Origin of the sequence: Kitasatospora purpeofusca, from assembly GCF_034043715.1 — a bacterium.
Taxonomy (GTDB): Bacteria; Actinomycetota; Actinomycetes; order Streptomycetales; family Streptomycetaceae; genus Kitasatospora; species Kitasatospora purpeofusca_A.
Genome location: NZ_JAXCLC010000046.1, coordinates 1 through 17,901 on the forward strand (window position 1 = coordinate 1; position 17,901 = coordinate 17,901).

Below are 17,901 nucleotides of genomic sequence, written 5' to 3' on the forward strand. Positions count from 1 at the left end.
CCCGCGCACTGCGTCCTCGCTAGTGTTTTACTTCATAAAGGAATCTCCAACCCCGATCAGAGACCGAGGCCGGGGATGTCAACATATCTGGCGTTGACTTTTGGCACGCTGTTGAGTTCTCAAGGAACGGACACTTCCTTCAGGCGGCTTTCACACCGGCCCTCCGGGCGCTTCGTTCTTTCGTGTTTCAAGCTTATCAGACGTTTTCCGCTCCGTTTTCCGGAGTTTCATTCATCGGATTTGCTTGGGCCTTTCGGCGCTCCCGAACTCTACCAGAGTTTCTCGGGCCGTTTTCCCGCTCCGTTCTCGAATTTCATTTCGAGGACTTCGACTGGGGGCCGTCCCGTGGGGCAACCCGGAGAACATTACGCACCGGGTTGCCCCACGTCAAATCACACCTCGACGACGACCGGCAGGATCATCGGGCGGCGGCGGTAGTTGTCCGCCACCCACTTGCCGAGGATCCGGCGCACCAGCTGCTGGACCTGACGGACCTCCAGAACGCCGTCGCCCGCCGAGCGGTCGAGCGCCTCCTGGAGCTTGGCCGTCACCGGGACGAACGCGGCGTCGTCGATGCCGGAACCCCGGGCCTGGATGCTCGGGCCACCGACGATCTTGCCGTTGGTGGAGTCCACCACGACGAAGCAGGAGATGAAGCCCTCCTCGCCGAGGATCCTGCGGTCCTTGAGCGAGGCCTCGGTGATGTCGCCGACCGAGGAGCCGTCCACGTAGACGTAGCCGGCCTGCACCTTGCCGACGATGCGTGCGACGCCCTTCTCCAGGTCGACGCAGACGCCGTCCTCGGCGATGACGACGCGGTTGCGCGGGACGCCGGTGGCGATGCCGAGATCGGCCGCCGCCCGCAGGTGGCGCCACTCGCCGTGCACCGGCATGAGGTTGCGCGGCCTGCAGATGTTGAAGAAGTACAGCAGCTCGCCGGCCGAGGCGTGGCCCGAGACGTGCACCTTGGCGTTGCCCTTGTGGACGACCTTGGCGCCCCAGCGGGTCAGGCCGTTGATCACCCGGTAGACGGCGTTCTCGTTGCCGGGGATCAGCGAGGAGGCGAGGACGACGGTGTCGCCCTCGACGATGCGGATCTGGTGGTCACGGTTGGCCATCCGGGACAGCGCGGCCATCGGCTCGCCCTGCGAACCGGTACAGATCAGCACGACGTCCTTGTCCGGCAGGTCGTCGAGCTGCTTGACGTCGACGACCATGTTGCCGGGCACCTTGAGGTAGCCGAGGTCGCGCGCGATGCCCATGTTGCGGACCATCGAGCGGCCGACGAAGGCGACCTTGCGCTTGTACTCGTGCGCGGCGTCCAGCACCTGCTGGATGCGGTGCACGTGGCTGGCGAAGGAGGCCACGATGATGCGCTTGTCCGCGTTGGCGAAGACGTTGCGCAGCGCCGCGGAGATGTCCCGCTCGGGCGGGATGAAGCCGGGGACCTCGGCGTTGGTGGAGTCCACCAGCAGCAGGTCCATGCCCTCCTCCGCCAGCTTGGCGAAGGCCGGCAGGTCGGTCAGCCGGCCGTCGAGCGGCAGCTGGTCCATCTTGAAGTCACCGGTGGCAACGACCATGCCGGCGGGCGTGCGCACGGCGACGGCCAGCGCGTCCGGGATGGAGTGGTTGACCGCGATGAACTGGCAGTCGAAGGGGCCGATCCGCTCGCGGTCGCCCTCGGCGACCTCCAGCACGTACGGGCGGATGCGGTGCTCGGCGAGCTTGGCCTCGATGAGCGCCAGGGTGAGCTTCGACCCGATCAGCGGGATGTCCGGGTTCTCCCGGAGCAGGAACGGGACGGCGCCGATGTGGTCCTCGTGGCCGTGCGTGAGGACGATGCCGTCGATCTTGTCCAGACGGTCCCGGATGTAGGTGAAGTCCGGGAGGATCAGGTCGACGCCGGGCTGCTCGTCCTCGGGGAAGAGGACGCCGCAGTCGACGATGAGAATGCGGTCCCCGTATTCGAAGACCGTCATGTTGCGGCCGATCTCGCCGAGACCGCCGAGCGGGGTGATGCGCAGGGCGCCCGCCTTGAGGGCCGGCGGCGTGCCGAGTTCGGGATGCGGGTGGCTCAAAAGACTCTCCTCACGACGCACGCCATATGTCCGGGGTCCTCCCCGTGCGACATATGGCGTGCGTTCTCCGTGTCGGTTTTCCTACCAGGTCTGTGCTCTCGCGCCTTCGGTCCGGTCCAGCGGCGGGCCCGTGAGGGTCCGGCGAGCCGGGGCGCGCACGTACGTGTCTGTTACAGGTCTACCCCGCCGTCGGCGAGATCCTTCTTCAGTTGCGCGATCTCCTCCGGAGTCGCGCCGATCAGGGGCAGTCGCAGCGGGCCGGCCGGCAGACCCTGGAGGTCCAGCGCGGCCTTGGTGAGAATGACGCCCTGGGTGCGGAAGATACCGGTGAAGACCGGCAGCAGGCGCTGGTGGACGGCCGTGGCCTTGGCCACATCGCCGGCCAGGTGCGCCTCGACCATGGCCCTCAGCTCGCCGGCGACCACATGCCCGACCACGCTCACCACACCCACGGCCCCGACCGACAGCAGCGGCAGGTTGAGGATGTCGTCGCCGGAGTACCAGGCGAGGCCGGAACGGGTGATCGCCCAGGACGCGGCGCCGAGGTCGCCCTTGGCGTCCTTGTTGGCGACGATCCGCGGGTGCTCGCCCAGCCGGACCAGCGTCTCGTGGCTCAGCGCGACGCCGCTGCGGCCCGGGATGTCGTACAGCATGACAGGAAGTCCGGTGGCGTCGGCGATCCGCACCGTGTGCCGGTACAGGCCCTCCTGCGGGGGCTTGCTGTAGTACGGCGTGACCGACAGCAGGCCGTGCGCGCCGGCGGCCTCGGCCTGCCGGGCCAGCTCGACGCTGTGGTGCGTGTCGTTGGTGCCGACGCCGGCCACCACGTGGGCCCGGTCGCCGACCGCCTCCACCACGGCGCGGACGAGCTGGGCCTTCTCGGCGTCACTGGTGGTCGGGGACTCGCCGGTGGTGCCGTTCACGACGAGGCCGTCGTTGCCGGAGTCGACGAGGTGCGCGGCGAGGCGCTGGGCGCCGTCGAGGTCGAGGCCGCCGTCGGCGGTGAACGGTGTCACCATCGCGGTCAGGACCCGGCCGAAGGGCGTCTGGGGGGTGGAGGTCGGAGCCATGTGTCCAAAACTACTCGTAGGCGGTGGGGCGGTACCCAGGCCGGTCCGGGGTTCGGACGGCCGTGCGCCTCCGGAACGGTCCGGGATCGTCCCGGTACGGCCCCCGCAGAACCGGTTCCAGCAGCGGAAACATGGGATTCCGGTGCTGCGTGCTCGGGGGTTCAAGCAGCACCGGAATCCGTGTTCATGAGCGTAGGGAGAGGTCAGAAATGCCGCAATCCAGACATGCCCGGCACTGCGCCCGGATGCTCGTCGTCGCAGGTCAGGGCGCGACCCGGCCGTGTTTCTCGAAGGCCGCATGGGTGAGCGGCATGAGTTCCGCCCACTGCTCCTCCATCCGCTCGGCGACCATCTCGATCTCGCGCTGCGGGAACGACGGCACCGTCGCGTACTCCCGCTTGGTCCGCAGGGACAGGAAGTGCATCAGCGAGCGGGCGTTGCAGGTCGCGTACATCGAGGAGAACAGCCCGACCGGCAGCACCGCGCGGGCGACCTCGCGGGCCACTCCCGCCGCCAGCATCTCCCGGTAGCGCTCGTAGGCCTCGCGGTAGGCGGCCTCCATCGCGGAGCCGACGGTGCGGTGCTGCTCCGGGGTGCCGTCGACGAACTCGTAGCGGCCGGGGCGGCCCTGCTGGACCAGCTTGCGGTCCTCGGCGGGTACGTAGAAGACCGGCTGCAGCTCGCGGTAGCGGCCGGACTCCTCGTTGTACGACCATCCGCTGCGGTGGCGTTGGAATTCGCGGAAGACGAAGATCGGCGCGCTGATGAAGAAGGTCATCGAGTTGTGCTCGAACGGCGTGCCGTGCCGGTCGCGCATCAGGAAGTTGATGAGGCCGGCGGACTTGTCCGGGTCCTGCTGGAGAGCCTCCAGGGACTGCTCCCCCGCCGTGGAGACCCGTGCCGCCCAGATGACGTCCGAGTCGGCGGCGGCGCCGCGGACCAGGTCCGCGGTGATGTCGCCGCGGAACCGGGGGGCGGTCGTGTCCTCGCTCACGCGCTGCTCCTCGCGGGCTTGCCGACGGTGCCCGCGACGCCGCTCGTGGCGGCGTCGGCACCGGTGGTGCGGTGCAGCCGGATCGCGTGCTGCATGGTCCTGCGGGCGCGCGGCACGTCGCCGGCGTCGGCGTAGGCGACCGCGAGCCGGAAGAAGACCCGCCAGTCGCCCGGGGCGGCCTCCGCCTCGGCCTTGCGGCGGGCGAACACCGCGTCGGCCGAGGCCCGGTCGATCCGGCCGCCGCCGGTGCGCTCCAGCTCGTCGACCGGCAGCCCGCCCTCGGCCTCCAGCTCGCGGGCGAGCCGCTCGCTGTCCCGTCCGAAGCGGACCGTCTGGCGCAGGAACCAGAGGCCGACGACCGGGATGACGAAGGCGCACAGGCCCAGGCCGATGCCCAGCGGCTTGCCGGTGGCGATCAGTTGGACGCCCTCGCCGACGCAGATCAGCGCGACCAGGGCCAGGACTCCGGAGAGGAGGAAGAAGCCGGTACGGGAGGTCATGCCGGGCTCACAGGTCCAGGAAGTGTTCGAGGCCCAGGGTGAGCCCGGGCGTCTCCACGACCTTGCGCACACCGAGCAGGATGCCCGGCATGAAGCTGCTGTGGTGCAGCGAGTCGTGCCGGATGGTGAGGGTCTCGCCGTCGTCGCCGAACATCACCTGCTGGTGGGCGAGCAGACCGCGCAGCCGCACCGAGTGCACCGGAACCCCGTCGACGTCGGCGCCGCGGGCGCCGGGCAGGCCGTGGGTGGTCGGGTCCTGCTGCGGCGCGCGGCCGGCCTCCGCGCGGGCGGCGGCGATCAGCTGGGCGGTGCGGGCCGCGGTGCCGCTGGGGGCGTCCGCCTTGTGGTCGTGGTGCAGCTCGACGACCTCGACCGACTCGAAGTACCTGGCCGCGGCCTGGGCGAACTTCATGCCGAGCACGGCACCGACGGAGAAGTTCGGCGCGATCAGCACACCCAGCTCCGGCGCGGCGGCGAGCAGCCCCCGGACGGTGGCGAGCCGCTCCTCCGTCCAGCCGGTGGTACCGGTGACCACGTGGATGCCGTGCGACAGGCAGTAGTCGAGGTTGCCCATCACCGAGTCGGGGTGGGTCAGTTCGACCGCGGCCTGCACCCCGGCGGCGGTCAGCTCGGAGAGCTCCGAGCCCCGCCCGAGGGTGGCGACCAGCTCCAGGTCCGGGGCGGCACCGACGGCCTTGACGGCCTCCGAGCCGATCCGGCCCCGGGCGCCGATCACAGCGACTCGCAGCGTCATGGTGAGTAGTCCCTTCAGGCCAGCAGGTCGGCCAGCTTGGCGGCCCGCTTGTCGGTGATCGGGCCGATCAGCGCGAGCGAGGGCCGGTACGCCCCCAGCACATCACGGGCGACCTCGTGCACGTCGTCCAGGGTCACCGCGGCGATCCGCTCCAGCATGTCGTCCACCGACAGGTGGTGGCCGTAGCTCAGTTCGGCCTTGCCGATCCGGTTCATCAGCGAACCGGTGTCCTCCATGCCGAGCACGGTGGAGCCGGAGATCTGGCCGATCGCCCGCCGCAGCTCCTCCTCGGTGATGCCCTCGGCGACCACCTTGGCGAGCTCGTCGCTGCAGATCCGCAGCACCTCCTCGACCCGCTTGGGCTGGCAGCCGGCGTAGATGCCGAACACGCCGCTGTCCGCGTACGAGGAGGAGTACGAGTACACCGAGTACGCCAGGCCGCGCTTCTCCCGCACCTCCTGGAAGAGCCGCGAGCTCATCCCGCCGCCGAGGGCCGCGTTCAGCACGCCCATCGCCCAGCGGCGCTCGTCGTGCCGGGGCACCCCGGGCACGCCCAGCACCAGGTGGGCCTGCTCGGTAGAGCGGTTGAGCACCTCGACCCGGCCGGCGGTGCGCAGCGCCTTGGCGCCGCGGCGGGCCTCGGCGGGGACGGCCTCGGACTTGGCGAGCAGCGGTGCGAAGGCCCGCTCGACCTGCCGGACGACCTTGCGGTGGTCCAGGTTGCCGGCCGCGGCGACGACGAGGTGCTCGGGCCGGTAGCGGCGGTGGAAGAAGTTCGCGATCTGGTCGCGGGTGAGCGACCTGACGGTCTCCTGGGTGCCAAGGATCGGGCGGCCGAGCGGGCCGTTGCCGAAGATCACCTTGGCGAAGAGGTCGTGGACGACGTCGCCCGGGTCGTCCTCGGCCATCGCCATCTCCTCGAGGATGACGCCGCGTTCGGCCTCGACGTCCTCCGGGCGGATCAGCGAGCCGGTGAGCATGTCGCAGACCACGTCGATGGCCAGCGGCAGGTCGGTGTCGAGCACCCGCGCGTAGTAGCAGGTGTTCTCCTTGGCGGTGAAGGCGTTCATCTCGCCGCCGACCGCGTCCAGGGCGGCCGAGATGTCCAGCGCGCTGCGCCGCTCGGTGCCCTTGAAGAGCAGGTGCTCGAGATAGTGCGTGGCGCCGTTGAGCTGGGGCGTCTCGTCGCGAGAGCCGACCCCGACCCAGATGCCGAAGGTCGCGGAGCGCACCGTCGGCAGGGTCTCGGTGACGACGCGCAGGCCGCCGGGAAGGACGGTGCGGCGCACGATTCCGGCGCCGTCCGCGCCCTTCAGCAGGGTTCGGGTCGTGCCGGGGCGCTGCGTCGCCGCCGAGGCCAGAGCCACGGGGGTACCTCCGTAGAAAGCAATCCGTCGAAGTATGGGGGGACAACAGGGTGCGGCCCGCACGCCGCTGGGGGCGTGCGGGCCGCGGGTTCAGCTAGCGGCGCTTCACTCGGAAGCGGCCTCGCCGTTCTCCTCGCCCTCGACGACCGGGATCAGCGAGAGCTTGCCGCGCGGGTCGATCTCGGCGATCTCGACCTGCACCTTGGCGCCGACGCCGAGGATGTCCTCGACGTTCTCCACGCGCTTGCCGCCGGCCAGCTTGCGGATCTGCGAGATGTGCAGCAGACCGTCCTTGCCCGGCATGAGCGAGACGAAGGCACCGAAGGTCGTGGTCTTGACCACGGTGCCCAGGTAGCGCTCGCCGACCTCCGGCATGGTCGGGTTGGCGATCTGGTTGATCGTGGTGCGGGCGGCCTCGGCGGCCGGACCGTCGGCGGCACCGATGTAGATGGTGCCGTCGTCCTCGATCGTGATCTCGGCGCCGGTGTCCTCCTGGATCTGGTTGATCATCTTGCCCTTGGGGCCGATGACCTCACCGATCTTGTCCACCGGGATCTTGATGGTGATGATGCGCGGCGCGTTCGGGGACATCTCGTCCGGGGAGTCGATGGCCTCGTTCATCACGTCGAGGATGTGCAGACGGGCGTCGCGGGCCTGCTTCAGCGCGGCGGCGAGCACCGACGCCGGGATGCCGTTGAGCTTGGTGTCCAGCTGCAGCGCGGTGATGAAGTTGCGGGTACCGGCGACCTTGAAGTCCATGTCGCCGTACGCGTCCTCGGCACCGAGGATGTCGGTGAGGGTCACGTAGTGGGTCTCACCGTCGATCTCCTGCGAGATCAGGCCCATGGCGATACCGGCGACGGCGGCCTTGAGCGGCACACCGGCGTTCAGCAGCGACATGGTGGAGGCGCAGACCGAGCCCATCGAGGTGGAGCCGTTGGAGCTCAGCGCCTCGGAGACCTGGCGGATGGCGTACGGGAAGTCCTCGCGGGACGGCAGCACCGGCAGGATGGCCCGCTCGGCGAGCGCGCCGTGGCCGATCTCGCGGCGCTTCGGCGAACCGACGCGGCCGGTCTCGCCGACCGAGTACGGCGGGAAGTTGTAGTTGTGCATGTAGCGGCGACGGGTCTCCGGGGAGAGCGTGTCCAGCTGCTGCTCCATGCGGAGCATGTTCAGCGTGGTGACACCCAGGATCTGGGTCTCGCCGCGCTCGAAGAGGGCCGAGCCGTGCACCCGCGGGATGGCCTCGACCTCGGCGGCCAGGGTGCGGATGTCGGTGACACCGCGGCCGTCGATGCGGACCTTGTCCTTGATGACGCGCTCGCGGACGGTCTTCTTGGTCAGCGCGTTGTAGGCGGCGCTGATCTCCTTCTCGCGGCCCTCGAACTCGGGCAGCAGCTTCTCGGCGGCCAGCGCCTTGACGCGGTCCAGCTCGTTGTTGCGCTCCTGCTTGCCCGCGATGGTGAGGGCCTGGGCCAGCTCGTCCTTGACGGCGGCGGTCAGCGCGGCGAGCACGTCGTCCTGGTAGTCCAGGAAGACCGGGAACTCGCCGGTCGGCTTCGCGGCCTGGGCGGCCAGCTGGGCCTGGGCGGCGCAGAGGACCTTGATGAACGGCTTGGCGGCGTCCAGACCGGCGGCGACGATCTCCTCGGTCGGCGCCTCGGCGCCGCCCTCGACCAGCTTGATGGTCTTGTCGGTGGCCTCGGCCTCGACCATCATGATCGCGACGTCGCCGTCCGGCAGGGTGCGGCCGGCCACGACCATGTCGAAGACGGCCGACTCCAGCTCGCTGTGGGTCGGGAAGGCCACCCACTGGCCGTTGATCAGCGCGACGCGGACGCCGCCGATCGGGCCGGAGAACGGCAGGCCCGCCAGCTGGGTGGAGGCGGAGGCGGCGTTGATGGCCACCACGTCGTACAGGTGGTCCGGGTTGAGCGCCATCACGGTGACGACGACCTGGATCTCGTTGCGCAGGCCCTTGACGAAGGACGGGCGCAGCGGGCGGTCGATCAGGCGGCAGGTGAGGATCGCGTCCTCGGAGGGCCGGCCCTCGCGACGGAAGAACGAGCCGGGGATACGGCCCGCGGCGTACATCCGCTCCTCGACGTCCACGGTCAGCGGGAAGAAGTCGAAGTGCTCCTTCGGCTGCTTGGACGCGCTGGTGGCCGACAGCACCATGGTGTCGTCGTCGAGGTAGGCCACGGCGGAGCCGGCGGCCTGACGGGCCAGACGGCCGGTCTCGAAGCGGATGGTACGGGTGCCGAAGGAACCGTTGTCGATCACGGCTTCGGCGTAGAACACGTTCTCTTCCACCTGGAAGATCTCCTCTTTCGTACGTCTCCGGGAGAGCGTCCCCGCGTAATCGCCTGCGTGCTGACCCTGGACGGTCCGGGCCGGTCTTCGATCGAAGCCTCCGGAGGTCCCCGCTTCGGTCTGCGGGGGCTCCGACGGCCACTACCGAGGACCGGCGCCTCTCGGCCGGCCGGGTCCGGACGGGCGGTCCGCGTCTGGACGCTCTCTCGGATGCGGGCGGCTTCCGTTTGAAGCCTTCGTCCCGCGGGGGTTCGGGTCCTGCTGCCCGGTGGCGCGCTTTCGGCGCCATCACCCGGCATGCCCACAACCCTACGGTGCAATCCTCGGCCACCTGGGGAGGTGCGCGCGAGTTGTTATCCCCGGCCGGTGGGCGCGGGCGCCGTGGTGGGCGCCCCGGTCACCGGTCGCGGCATACGCGCGAGGGGCGGCTCCCCGGTGTGGGGAGCCGCCCCGAGCGGCGTTCTCAGCGGGCGCCGCCGGCGGCACCGCGACGGATGCCCAGGCGGTCGACGAGCGTACGGAAGCGCTCGATGTCCTTCTTGGCCAGGTACTGCAGCAGGCGGCGACGCTGGCCGACCAGGATCAGCAGGCCACGACGCGAGTGGTGGTCGTGCTTGTGGGTCTTGAGGTGCTCGGTCAGGTCCGAGATACGGCGGGAGAGCATGGCGACCTGGACCTCGGGGGAGCCGGTGTCGCCCTCCTTCTGGCCGAACTCGGCGAAAATCTGCTTCTTGATGTCAGAGGCGAGAGCCACTGCAACTCCTTCGAGGTGATACTGAGCGTTCCTGGTCTACGGCACAGGACTCTGCGAGAACTCGGTGTCGTGTTACGGGCGCGGCCGACGGGCATCGTCCCACCCGGGGACGGACACACGGCTGCGCTCGGAGGCCAAGCGTACCAGTGCCGCCGATGCCGACGGTCGGCGGCCCCGGCGCGCGGATCGGCCGGTGGCGCCCCGGATCAGCCGGTGGCGCCGCGGACCAGCCGGTAGACGTCGAGGACGGCCAGCACCAGCGGGACCAGCGACATCAGGGTGAGGCTGTCGACCAGGTCCAGGATGCGCCCCCAGAAGGGGGAGACGCCGAGCCGCGGCACCACCAGGGCGATCGCGGTGAGCACGGCGGCGCCGAAGGCGATCGAGGCGGTCAGCCAGACGGTGCGCAGATCGGCGTCGGTGGAGCCGAGGCCGACCCGCAGCACGAACTGCGGGGTGTGCAGGGAGAGTCCGACGATCAGCAGCGACAGGCCGAGCAGGCCGGCGACGGTGAGCGCGAGGACCTGGGCGCTGTAGCGGAACAGCCGGGCCCTGAGCATGGCGGCCAGCCCGAGGACGAGGGCCAGCAGTTCGGGGAAGGCCCGGTCGGTGAAGCCGAGCACCGCGCAGGCGCCGACGACCACTGCGGCGCAGCCGCCGACCAGGCCGACCAGCACCTCGTGGCCGCGGCGGGCCTGCTGGGCGATCCGTTCGTACTGGACCAGCTCGGCGCGGGCGGCCTCCTCGTCGTGGTCGCGGCCCCGGGCGCGGGTCTGGCCGGGGGCGCTGTAGCCGACCGGCAGCCGGGCGAAGCGGGCGGACAGGCCGGGCAGGAAGCCGATCACGGCGACGGCGGCGACGCCGGTGACGGCCGCGATGTGGTGGACCGGGGTGCCGGGCAGCAGGACGGCGGCGAAGGTGGCGAGCGCGCCGGCCGCGGCCAGGAAGGCGGCGGCCACGAAGAGGGAGTCCATCGTGGGCAGCAGGCCGACCAGCAGGACGGCGACCACCAGGACGGCGACGCAGCCGGTCAGGAACTGGAGCCGGCCGGGGCCGTCCAGCGGGCCGCCGGTCGGGGCGAGGATGCCGCTGCCGGCGATCAGGGCGTGCGGCAGGGCGCCGAGGCCGAGCGCGAGGCCGGCCCAGGCGTCCCGGTAGACCCGGGCGCGGACGCCGGCGAGGGCGGTGAGCACCACCGCGACGACGCCGGAGAGCACGCCGGGCAGGCCGTGCATGTCGTGGCGCAGGTCGGCGAACCAGAGCGCGAAGCCGAGCAGGGTGAGCAGTACGCCGGCGCCGACCAGGCCGAAGGCGCGCATCAGCTCGGGGCTCCAGAACCGGCGGTCGGTCTCGCCGGCGGTGGCGATCGCGTCGGCGACGTCGTCGTAGACCGCGGGCGGCAGCGACTCGGCGAACGGGCGCAGGTTGAGCAGGTCGCCGTCGCGCACCTGCTGGGCGGCGAGCGAGCGGCCGCCGTCGAGCACGGTGCCGTCGCGGCGGACCAGGTGGAAGCCGGTGGGGACGCCTTCGGGCTGGGTCTGGCCGGACAGCCGCAGCACCTCGGGGTACACGTCCGCGAGCGGGACGTCCTCGGGCAGGGCGACGTCGATCCGGCTGTCCGGCGCGACGACGGTGACCCGGCAGAAGCCGGTGGTCGCGGGCGTCGTCATGCCCGCACCTCGTTCGCTCGACGCACTGGGCGCTCCCCCTTGATGACGGTGTTCGGTGACGGGTGCTCGGCGCCGGCGCGCGGTGCCGCCGCCCGGACGGTGCCGGCGCGGCACCGGCGGCCGGCCGGTCCGGCCCCCGCGTGGGCGCCGGCCGGGCGGAACCGGCCGGGCGCGGCCACGAGTTGGCGCGGCGTTACCCTACCCGCTCGGTTCGTGCCCGGCCCCGCGGAGGGCGGCCGGGGCGGCGGGCGCGGGCCCCAGTAGGATCGGCCCCTGCGCAGGGCGGCGGGGGCGGTGCGTTCCTCCCCGGACGCCTGCGGTCGGCGGAGCGGGGGCGGCGTCACACGGGGCGTCCTCACCCGTACGGATCCTGTTGCGTGAGGGCTGATGCCGTAGTGATCTTGCGAAGCGTTCGTGGTCGGGGGGTGGGACGCGTATGGGCGTGATCATGGTCAAGCGGCCACCCCGGGCCTACCCGCCCGCGGTGCCGGACGAGCCGGTGGAGCTGGTGACCCCGCCCGAACTGCCCCGCTCGGGCGGCGAGGACTGGGTGATGAGCATCCTGCCGATGCTCGGCATGGGCGGTTCGGCGGTGTTCTTCTTCGCCCCCGGCGCCCAGGCCCCGATGAAGATCATGGGCGGTCTGATGATCGTCTCGACGGTCGGCATGGCGCTCGCCCAGGTCGTCCGGGCTCGCAAGGGCGGCTCCACCGCCACCGCGGACGAGCGGCGCGACTACCTCAAGTACCTGCAGCAGATGCGCCGCCAGGTGCGCCGGACCGCCGAGCGCCAGCGCGGCGCGCAGCTGTTCCTGAACCCCGAGCCGGACCAGCTCTGGTCGATCGTGGCCGACGGCCGGCGGCTGTGGGAGCGGCGGGCCGGCGACGCCGACTTCGCGCAGATCAGGGTCGGGCGCGGACCGGTCCAGCTGTCCACCCCGCTGGTCGCGCCGCAGACCGCGCCGATGGACGAGCTGGAGCCGCTCTCGGCGGCCGCGATGCAGACCTTCCTGAACGCCCACGGCACCTTGCAGGACCTGCCGTTGGCGATCTCGCTGCGCGCCTTCTACCACATCACGGTCTGCGGCGACCCGGACACCGTGTACGGCAACGTCCGGGCGATGATCGCCCAGCTCACCACCCTGCACTCGCCGGACGACCTGCTGATCACGGTCGCGGCGGCGCCCGGCGCGGTGGACGAGTGGGAGTGGACCAAGTGGCTCCCGCACAACCAGCACCGCAAGGAGAACGACGGCGCCGGCTCCCGCCGGCTGATCGCCACCGGGCTCGGCGACCTGGAGCTGCTGCTCCAGGACGAGCTGGCCGGCCGGCAGCGGTTCGTCCGGGACGCCGCGCCGACCGCCGACCAGCCGCACATCGTGGTCGTCATGGACGGCGCCTCGGTGCCGCACGACTCGCTGCTGGCCGGTGCCGAGGGCGTGCACGGGGTGACCATCGTCGAGGTGGTCCCGGGCGACCTGGACGAGCCGAGCGGGCACCTGATCGTCACCGTCTCGCCGGACGCCCTGGTGCTGCGCTCCGCCTCGGGCGCCACCTACACCGGCAAGCCGGACACCCTCGGCGCCTGGCAGTCCGAGGCGCTGGCCCGGCAGCTGGCGCCGTACCGGGCCTCGGCCGGCGGCGACGACGAGCCGCTGCTGTCCAACCTGGACTTCACCGACCTGATGAACTCCGGCGACCCGGGCTCGTTCGACGTGACCCGCAGCTGGCGGCAGCGGGCGCAGCACGAGCGGCTGCGGGTGCCGATCGGCGTCGGGGCCGGCGGCGAGCACGTGTACCTGGACCTCAAGGAGGCCGCGCTGGAGGGCATGGGCCCGCACGGCCTGTGCGTCGGCGCGACCGGCTCCGGCAAGTCCGAGCTGCTGCGCACCCTGGTGCTGGCGCTGGCGATGACGCACTCCTCGGAGACGCTGAACTTCGTGCTCGCCGACTTCAAGGGCGGCGCGACCTTCGCGGGTATGGCGGACATGCCGCACACCTCGGCCGTGATCACCAACCTGGAGGGCCAGCTCACCCTGGTCGACCGGATGCGGGACGCCATCGAGGGCGAACTCAACCGGCGCCAGGAGCTGCTGCACCGGGCGGGCAACTACGCGAACATCCACGAGTACGAGCGGGCCCGGGCGGCCGGCGCGGCACTGGACCCGCTGCCCTCCCTGGTGCTGATCATCGACGAGTTCTCCGAGCTCCTCACCGCCAAGCCCGACTTCATCGACATGTTCATCCAGATCGGCCGGATCGGCCGGTCCCTCGGGGTGCATCTGCTGCTGGCCTCGCAGCGCCTGGAGGAGGGCAAGCTGCGCGGCCTGGACACCTACCTCTCCTACCGGATCGGTCTGCGCACCTTCTCGGCGGCCGAGTCGCGGGCGGCGATCGGTGTTCCGGACGCCTACCACCTGCCGCCGGTGCCGGGTGTCGGCTACCTGAAGTTCGGCACCGATGTGATGGAACGCTTCAAGGCCGCCTACGTCTCCGGGGCCTACCGGGCGCCGGGGCAGCAGCGGTCGACCGGCGGCCGGCTGGTGTCCGCACGTCCGGTGCGGTTCACCGCGGCCGAGGTGCCGGTGACCGAGCCGCTGGTGCAGGAGGTCGAGCCGCTGGTCGAGGAGCAGGACGACGCCCTGGCGGACACCGTGCTGGACGTGTTCGTGCAGCGGATGGCGGGCCAGGGCCCGGCCGCGCACCAGGTGTGGCTGCCGCCGCTGGACGCGCCGCCGAGCGTGGACCAGCTGCTGCCGCCACTGCAGGCGACCGCCGAGCGCGGACTGACCGCGCCGCAGTCCGGTGCGCTGGGCCGGCTGCGGGTGCCGGTCGGCATCGTCGACAAGCCGCGCGACCAGAAGCGCGACATCCTCGAGCAGGACTACGCGGGCGCGGCCGGCCACGGACTGGTGGTCGGCGGCCCGCGCTCCGGCAAGTCGACCATGATCCGCACCACGGTGGCCTCGTTCGCGCTCACCCACACGCCGCTGGAGACGCAGTTCTACCTGCTGGACTTCGGCGGCGGCGGCTTCCAGTCGCTCCAGGACCTGCCGCACGTCGGCGGGGTGGCCGGGCGGCTGGACGCGGAGAAGGTGCGCCGGATGGTCTCCGAGGTGCACGGGGTGCTCAACCGGCGCGAGGAGCTCTTCCGCAGCACCGGGATCGACTCCATCGGCACCTACCGGGCCCGCCGGGCCGCCGGCACGCTGCCGGACGAGCGGTTCGGCGACGTCTTCCTGGTGGTCGACGGCTGGAACACCTTCAAGCAGGAGTTCGAGGCGCTGGAACCGGTCATCGGCGACATCGCCCAGCGCGGCCTCGGCTACGGCGTCCACCTGATCGTCACCGCGACCCGGTACGCCGAGGTCCGCCCGGCGCTCAAGGACCTGCTGCAGAACCGGACCGAGCTGAAGCTCGGCGACGCGATGGAGTCCGAGGTGGACCGCCGGGTGGCGCAGGCCGTGCCGGCCGTACCGGGCCGGGGCGTCACCGTGGACCGGCTGCACTTCCTCACCGGCCTGCCCCGGCTGGACGGCTCCGACTCGGTCGAGGACCTGCGCAACGGTGTGGCCGGGCTGGTCCAGGCGGTCACCGGGGCCTGGACCGGTCCGCGCGCGCCGCAGGTGCGGATGCTGCCGACGGTGCTGGACGGACAGTCGCTGCCGAAGGGCTTCGAGCACCCGGAGCGGGGTGTCGCCTTCGGCGTGGACGAGGCGGAGCTGGCACCGGCCTTCGTCAACTTCGAGACCGACCCGCTGTTCATCGTGTTCGGCGACACCGAGTCCGGGAAGTCCGCGCTGCTGCGGATGCTGGTCAAGCAGATCACCGAGCGGTACACCCCGGACCAGGCGGGGATCGTGGTCGGCGACTACCGGCGCGCGCTGCTCGGCGTGGTCCCGCCGGAGTACCTGGTCGAGTACGCCGCCGCGCAGCCGGCCATGAACTCCGTGGTCGAGATGCTGCGCGGGGCCTGCTCGCGCCGGCTGCCCGGTCCTGACGTGACCGCGGAGCAGCTGCGCAACCGCAGCTGGTACAGCGGCAAGGACATGTTCGTGGTGGTGGACGACTACGAGCTGGTGGCGACCTCCTCGGGCAACCCGCTGGCCGCGCTGGCGGAGTTCCTGCCGTTCGCGCGCGACATCGGGCTGCGGGTGATCGTCGCGCGCAGCGCCGGCGGCGCCGGGCGCTCGCTGTACGAGCCGTTCATGCAGCGGATGCGGGAGCTGGGCGGGCAGGGCGTGCTCCTGTCCGGCAACCGGGACGAGGGCCCGCTGCTGGGCAACGTCAAGCCGCAGGCGCTGCCGCCGGGCCGGGGCGTTTTCGTCTCGCGCCGGGTGACCAGCGGGCAGATGGTGCAGACGGGCTGGCTGCCGGCGCCGTAGCGGCGGAGGGCCGTTCGTCACGGAGCGTGCCGGAAGGGGTCGGATCCTCGGGGTCCGACCCCTTCGGCGTCCCGAGTGCCGAAACGTTACCTAGATCTTTCCGCCGGAGGGCTGCGGTTCCCGTACCCGGCCGGGGGCGGGCCCCACGACCCGGGGGCTTCCGGACGACCTGCCTCCGCTTTCGGCTGCGGCCTTGGATTGATTCGCGCAATGCTGCGTTCACCTTGGATTCAAGCGCGATGTGGCGAAAGTAACAAGTCGGACATGCATAGTGATGACGATAAGTGATCATCAGATCGCATGTCTGTACGCACAGCGACAACGGATTCCGAAGCAATTCGGCCATTGACGCGATCGATACGGCCAAGGTTCCATGGCGGCCCGGGAGCGACAGGACCAGAACCGAGCAGACAGCCAGCGGAGGCGATACCGCTCCCTCTCCAGGACCGCACAGAGCCGATCGGATGCCCCAATGACCGACACGCTTCGCCCACCGACCGCCGTGGCCCCCACCCCGGCCGTCGCGGGCGCCGCCGCCACCCCGCAGACGCTCAAGCGTTCGATCGGCGTCGTGGGCGGCACGCTGCTCACGCTGTCCTGCGTCACCCCGGCCTCCACGCTCTTCGTGATCGTCCCGGAGCTGTTCTCCAGCATCGGCAGCGCCACCGCGCTGGCCATCGCGATCGGCTCGGTGCTCTGTATCGCGGTCGCCTTCTGCTACTCCGAGCTCGGCACCCTGATCCCCAGCGCCGGCGGCGAGTACGCCATGGTCGGCACCCTGGCCGGACGGCTGGCCGGCTGGCTGGTGTTCGTGCTCTCGCTGATCGTGGTGATGATCGTCCCCTCGGTCATCGCCCTCGGCACCGCCGACTACCTGGCCCCCGTCCTGCACGTGGACAAGCCGCTGGCCGGCGCCGCGGTGATGCTCGCCGCCACCCTGGCCGGCCTGCTGGACCTGCGCGCCAACGCCTGGATCACCGGCGTCTTCCTGGTGCTGGAGGTCGTCGCGGCCGGCGTCGTGTCGGTGCTCGGCTTCGCCCACGCCAACAGCGGCGCGCCCAGCATGCTGCACGGGGTGGTCACCGGCGAGGACGGCGTCACCACCACGGTGAGCATCGGCGCGGTCATCGGCGCCCTCGGCATCGCGCTCTTCATCACCCAGGGCTTCTCCACCGCCGTCTACCTCTCCGAGGAACTGGAGAACCCGCGCCGCAACGTGTCCCGCACCGTGCTGTGGACGCTGGCGATCTCCGCCGCCGTCATCCTGGTCCCGGTCGTCGCCATCACCATGGGCGCCCCCGACCTCGCCACCCTGAGCTCCGGCGACATCTCCGGCCTGGTCACCGCCTGGAGCAACTCGGCCGTCGGCACCTTCATCAGCCTCTGCGTCGCGCTGGCCATCATCAACGCCGGCATCGTCATGGTCATCCAGAACTCCCGGGTGCTGTTCGCCTCGGCCCGCGACAAGGCGTGGCCCGGCCCGGTCAACAAGGCCTTCGGCACCCTGGGCCGGTTCGGCTCCCCGTGGGTCGCCACCCTGGCCGTCGGCCTCCCCGGTGCCGCGCTCTGCTTCGTCAAGGGCGAGCTGCTGAGCGAGATCACCGGCGTCGCCGTCACCGGGATGTACCTGCTGGTCGCGATCGCCGCGCTGCTCTCCCGCCGCAACCACCACAAGCACGCCGCCGCCTGGCGGATGCCGCTGTGGCCGGCCGTCCCGGTGGTGCTGATCGCGGTGCTGGTCTACGTGATCACCCAGCTGGACACCGTGCCGCTGCTGTGGACCGGCGGCATCACCGCCGTCGCCACCCTCTACTGGCTGTTCTACCTGCGCCCCCGGCAGGACACCCGCTGGGTGATCACCCTCCCCGAGGACCAGCAGGCCTGACCCGCCTGTCCCCCTCACCCCCAGACCCCCACCCCTCCCCCACACGGCAGTGCCCCGGGCTCCCCCTGGCCCGGGGCACTGCCGCGTCCGCGCGCCGCTTCCCGGGCTTCCGGTACGGGGCGAGCGCGACCG

The 17,901-nt window shown here is 71.3% G+C and carries 11 protein-coding genes; 2 read left to right on the forward strand and 9 right to left on the reverse strand.

Annotated features, from left to right (window positions below; all coding sequences use genetic code 11):
• Nucleotides 1-392 precede the first annotated feature (392 nt).
• The 9 genes from SM793_RS22885 to eccD all read right to left on the reverse strand — a co-directional run bounded on the left by SM793_RS22885 (nucleotide 393) and on the right by eccD (nucleotide 11,500).
• Complete coding sequence (locus SM793_RS22885) at nucleotides 393-2,078, reverse strand: ribonuclease J (protein ID WP_320440138.1); 1,686 nt, start codon at nucleotides 2,076-2,078, stop codon at nucleotides 393-395.
• Between the two features lie 170 nt (nucleotides 2,079-2,248).
• Nucleotides 2,249-3,148, reverse strand: a complete 900-nt coding sequence (gene dapA / locus SM793_RS22890; protein WP_320440139.1) for a 4-hydroxy-tetrahydrodipicolinate synthase — start codon at nucleotides 3,146-3,148, stop codon at nucleotides 2,249-2,251.
• Between the two features lie 262 nt (nucleotides 3,149-3,410).
• Nucleotides 3,411-4,142, reverse strand: a complete 732-nt coding sequence (gene thyX, locus SM793_RS22895; protein ID WP_320440140.1) for an FAD-dependent thymidylate synthase — start codon at nucleotides 4,140-4,142, stop codon at nucleotides 3,411-3,413.
• Nucleotides 4,139-4,642, reverse strand: a complete 504-nt coding sequence (locus SM793_RS22900) for a hypothetical protein (RefSeq protein ID WP_320440141.1) — start codon at nucleotides 4,640-4,642, stop codon at nucleotides 4,139-4,141. Before SM793_RS22900 ends, thyX begins: the two co-directional genes overlap by 4 nt.
• 7 nt (nucleotides 4,643-4,649) lie before the next feature.
• Nucleotides 4,650-5,396 (reverse strand): 4-hydroxy-tetrahydrodipicolinate reductase, encoded by a 747-nt coding sequence (gene dapB / locus SM793_RS22905; RefSeq protein WP_320440142.1) that lies wholly within the window; start codon nucleotides 5,394-5,396, stop codon nucleotides 4,650-4,652.
• Nucleotides 5,397-5,410: 14 nt separating this feature from the next.
• Nucleotides 5,411-6,763 carry a pitrilysin family protein gene (locus SM793_RS22910; protein ID WP_320440143.1) on the reverse strand — a complete coding sequence of 451 codons (1,353 nt, stop codon included), beginning with the start codon at nucleotides 6,761-6,763 and terminating at the stop codon, nucleotides 5,411-5,413.
• A 105-nt stretch (nucleotides 6,764-6,868) separates the two neighbouring features.
• Nucleotides 6,869-9,076: a polyribonucleotide nucleotidyltransferase gene (locus SM793_RS22915; RefSeq protein ID WP_030397712.1), complete on the reverse strand. Its 2,208-nt coding sequence runs from the start codon at nucleotides 9,074-9,076 to the stop codon at nucleotides 6,869-6,871.
• Between the two features lie 463 nt (nucleotides 9,077-9,539).
• The gene (gene rpsO, locus SM793_RS22920) at nucleotides 9,540-9,830 is read right to left on the reverse strand and encodes a 30S ribosomal protein S15 (RefSeq protein WP_266274437.1); all 291 of its coding nucleotides are present in this window, start codon (nucleotides 9,828-9,830) and stop codon (nucleotides 9,540-9,542) included.
• A 206-nt stretch (nucleotides 9,831-10,036) separates the two neighbouring features.
• Nucleotides 10,037-11,500 carry a type VII secretion integral membrane protein EccD gene (gene eccD / locus SM793_RS22925; RefSeq protein WP_320440144.1) on the reverse strand — a complete coding sequence of 488 codons (1,464 nt, stop codon included), beginning with the start codon at nucleotides 11,498-11,500 and terminating at the stop codon, nucleotides 10,037-10,039.
• 436 nt (nucleotides 11,501-11,936) lie between these two features.
• On the opposite strand from eccD, the gene eccCa reads away from it, so the two are divergent.
• A complete protein-coding gene (eccCa, locus tag SM793_RS22930; RefSeq protein WP_320440145.1) occupies nucleotides 11,937-15,884 on the forward strand; it encodes a type VII secretion protein EccCa in 3,948 nt (1,315 codons plus the stop codon).
• A 472-nt stretch (nucleotides 15,885-16,356) separates the two neighbouring features.
• Nucleotides 16,357-17,769: an APC family permease gene (locus tag SM793_RS22935; RefSeq protein ID WP_320440146.1), complete on the forward strand. Its 1,413-nt coding sequence runs from the start codon at nucleotides 16,357-16,359 to the stop codon at nucleotides 17,767-17,769.
• The last annotated feature ends 132 nt before the right edge of the window (nucleotides 17,770-17,901 follow it).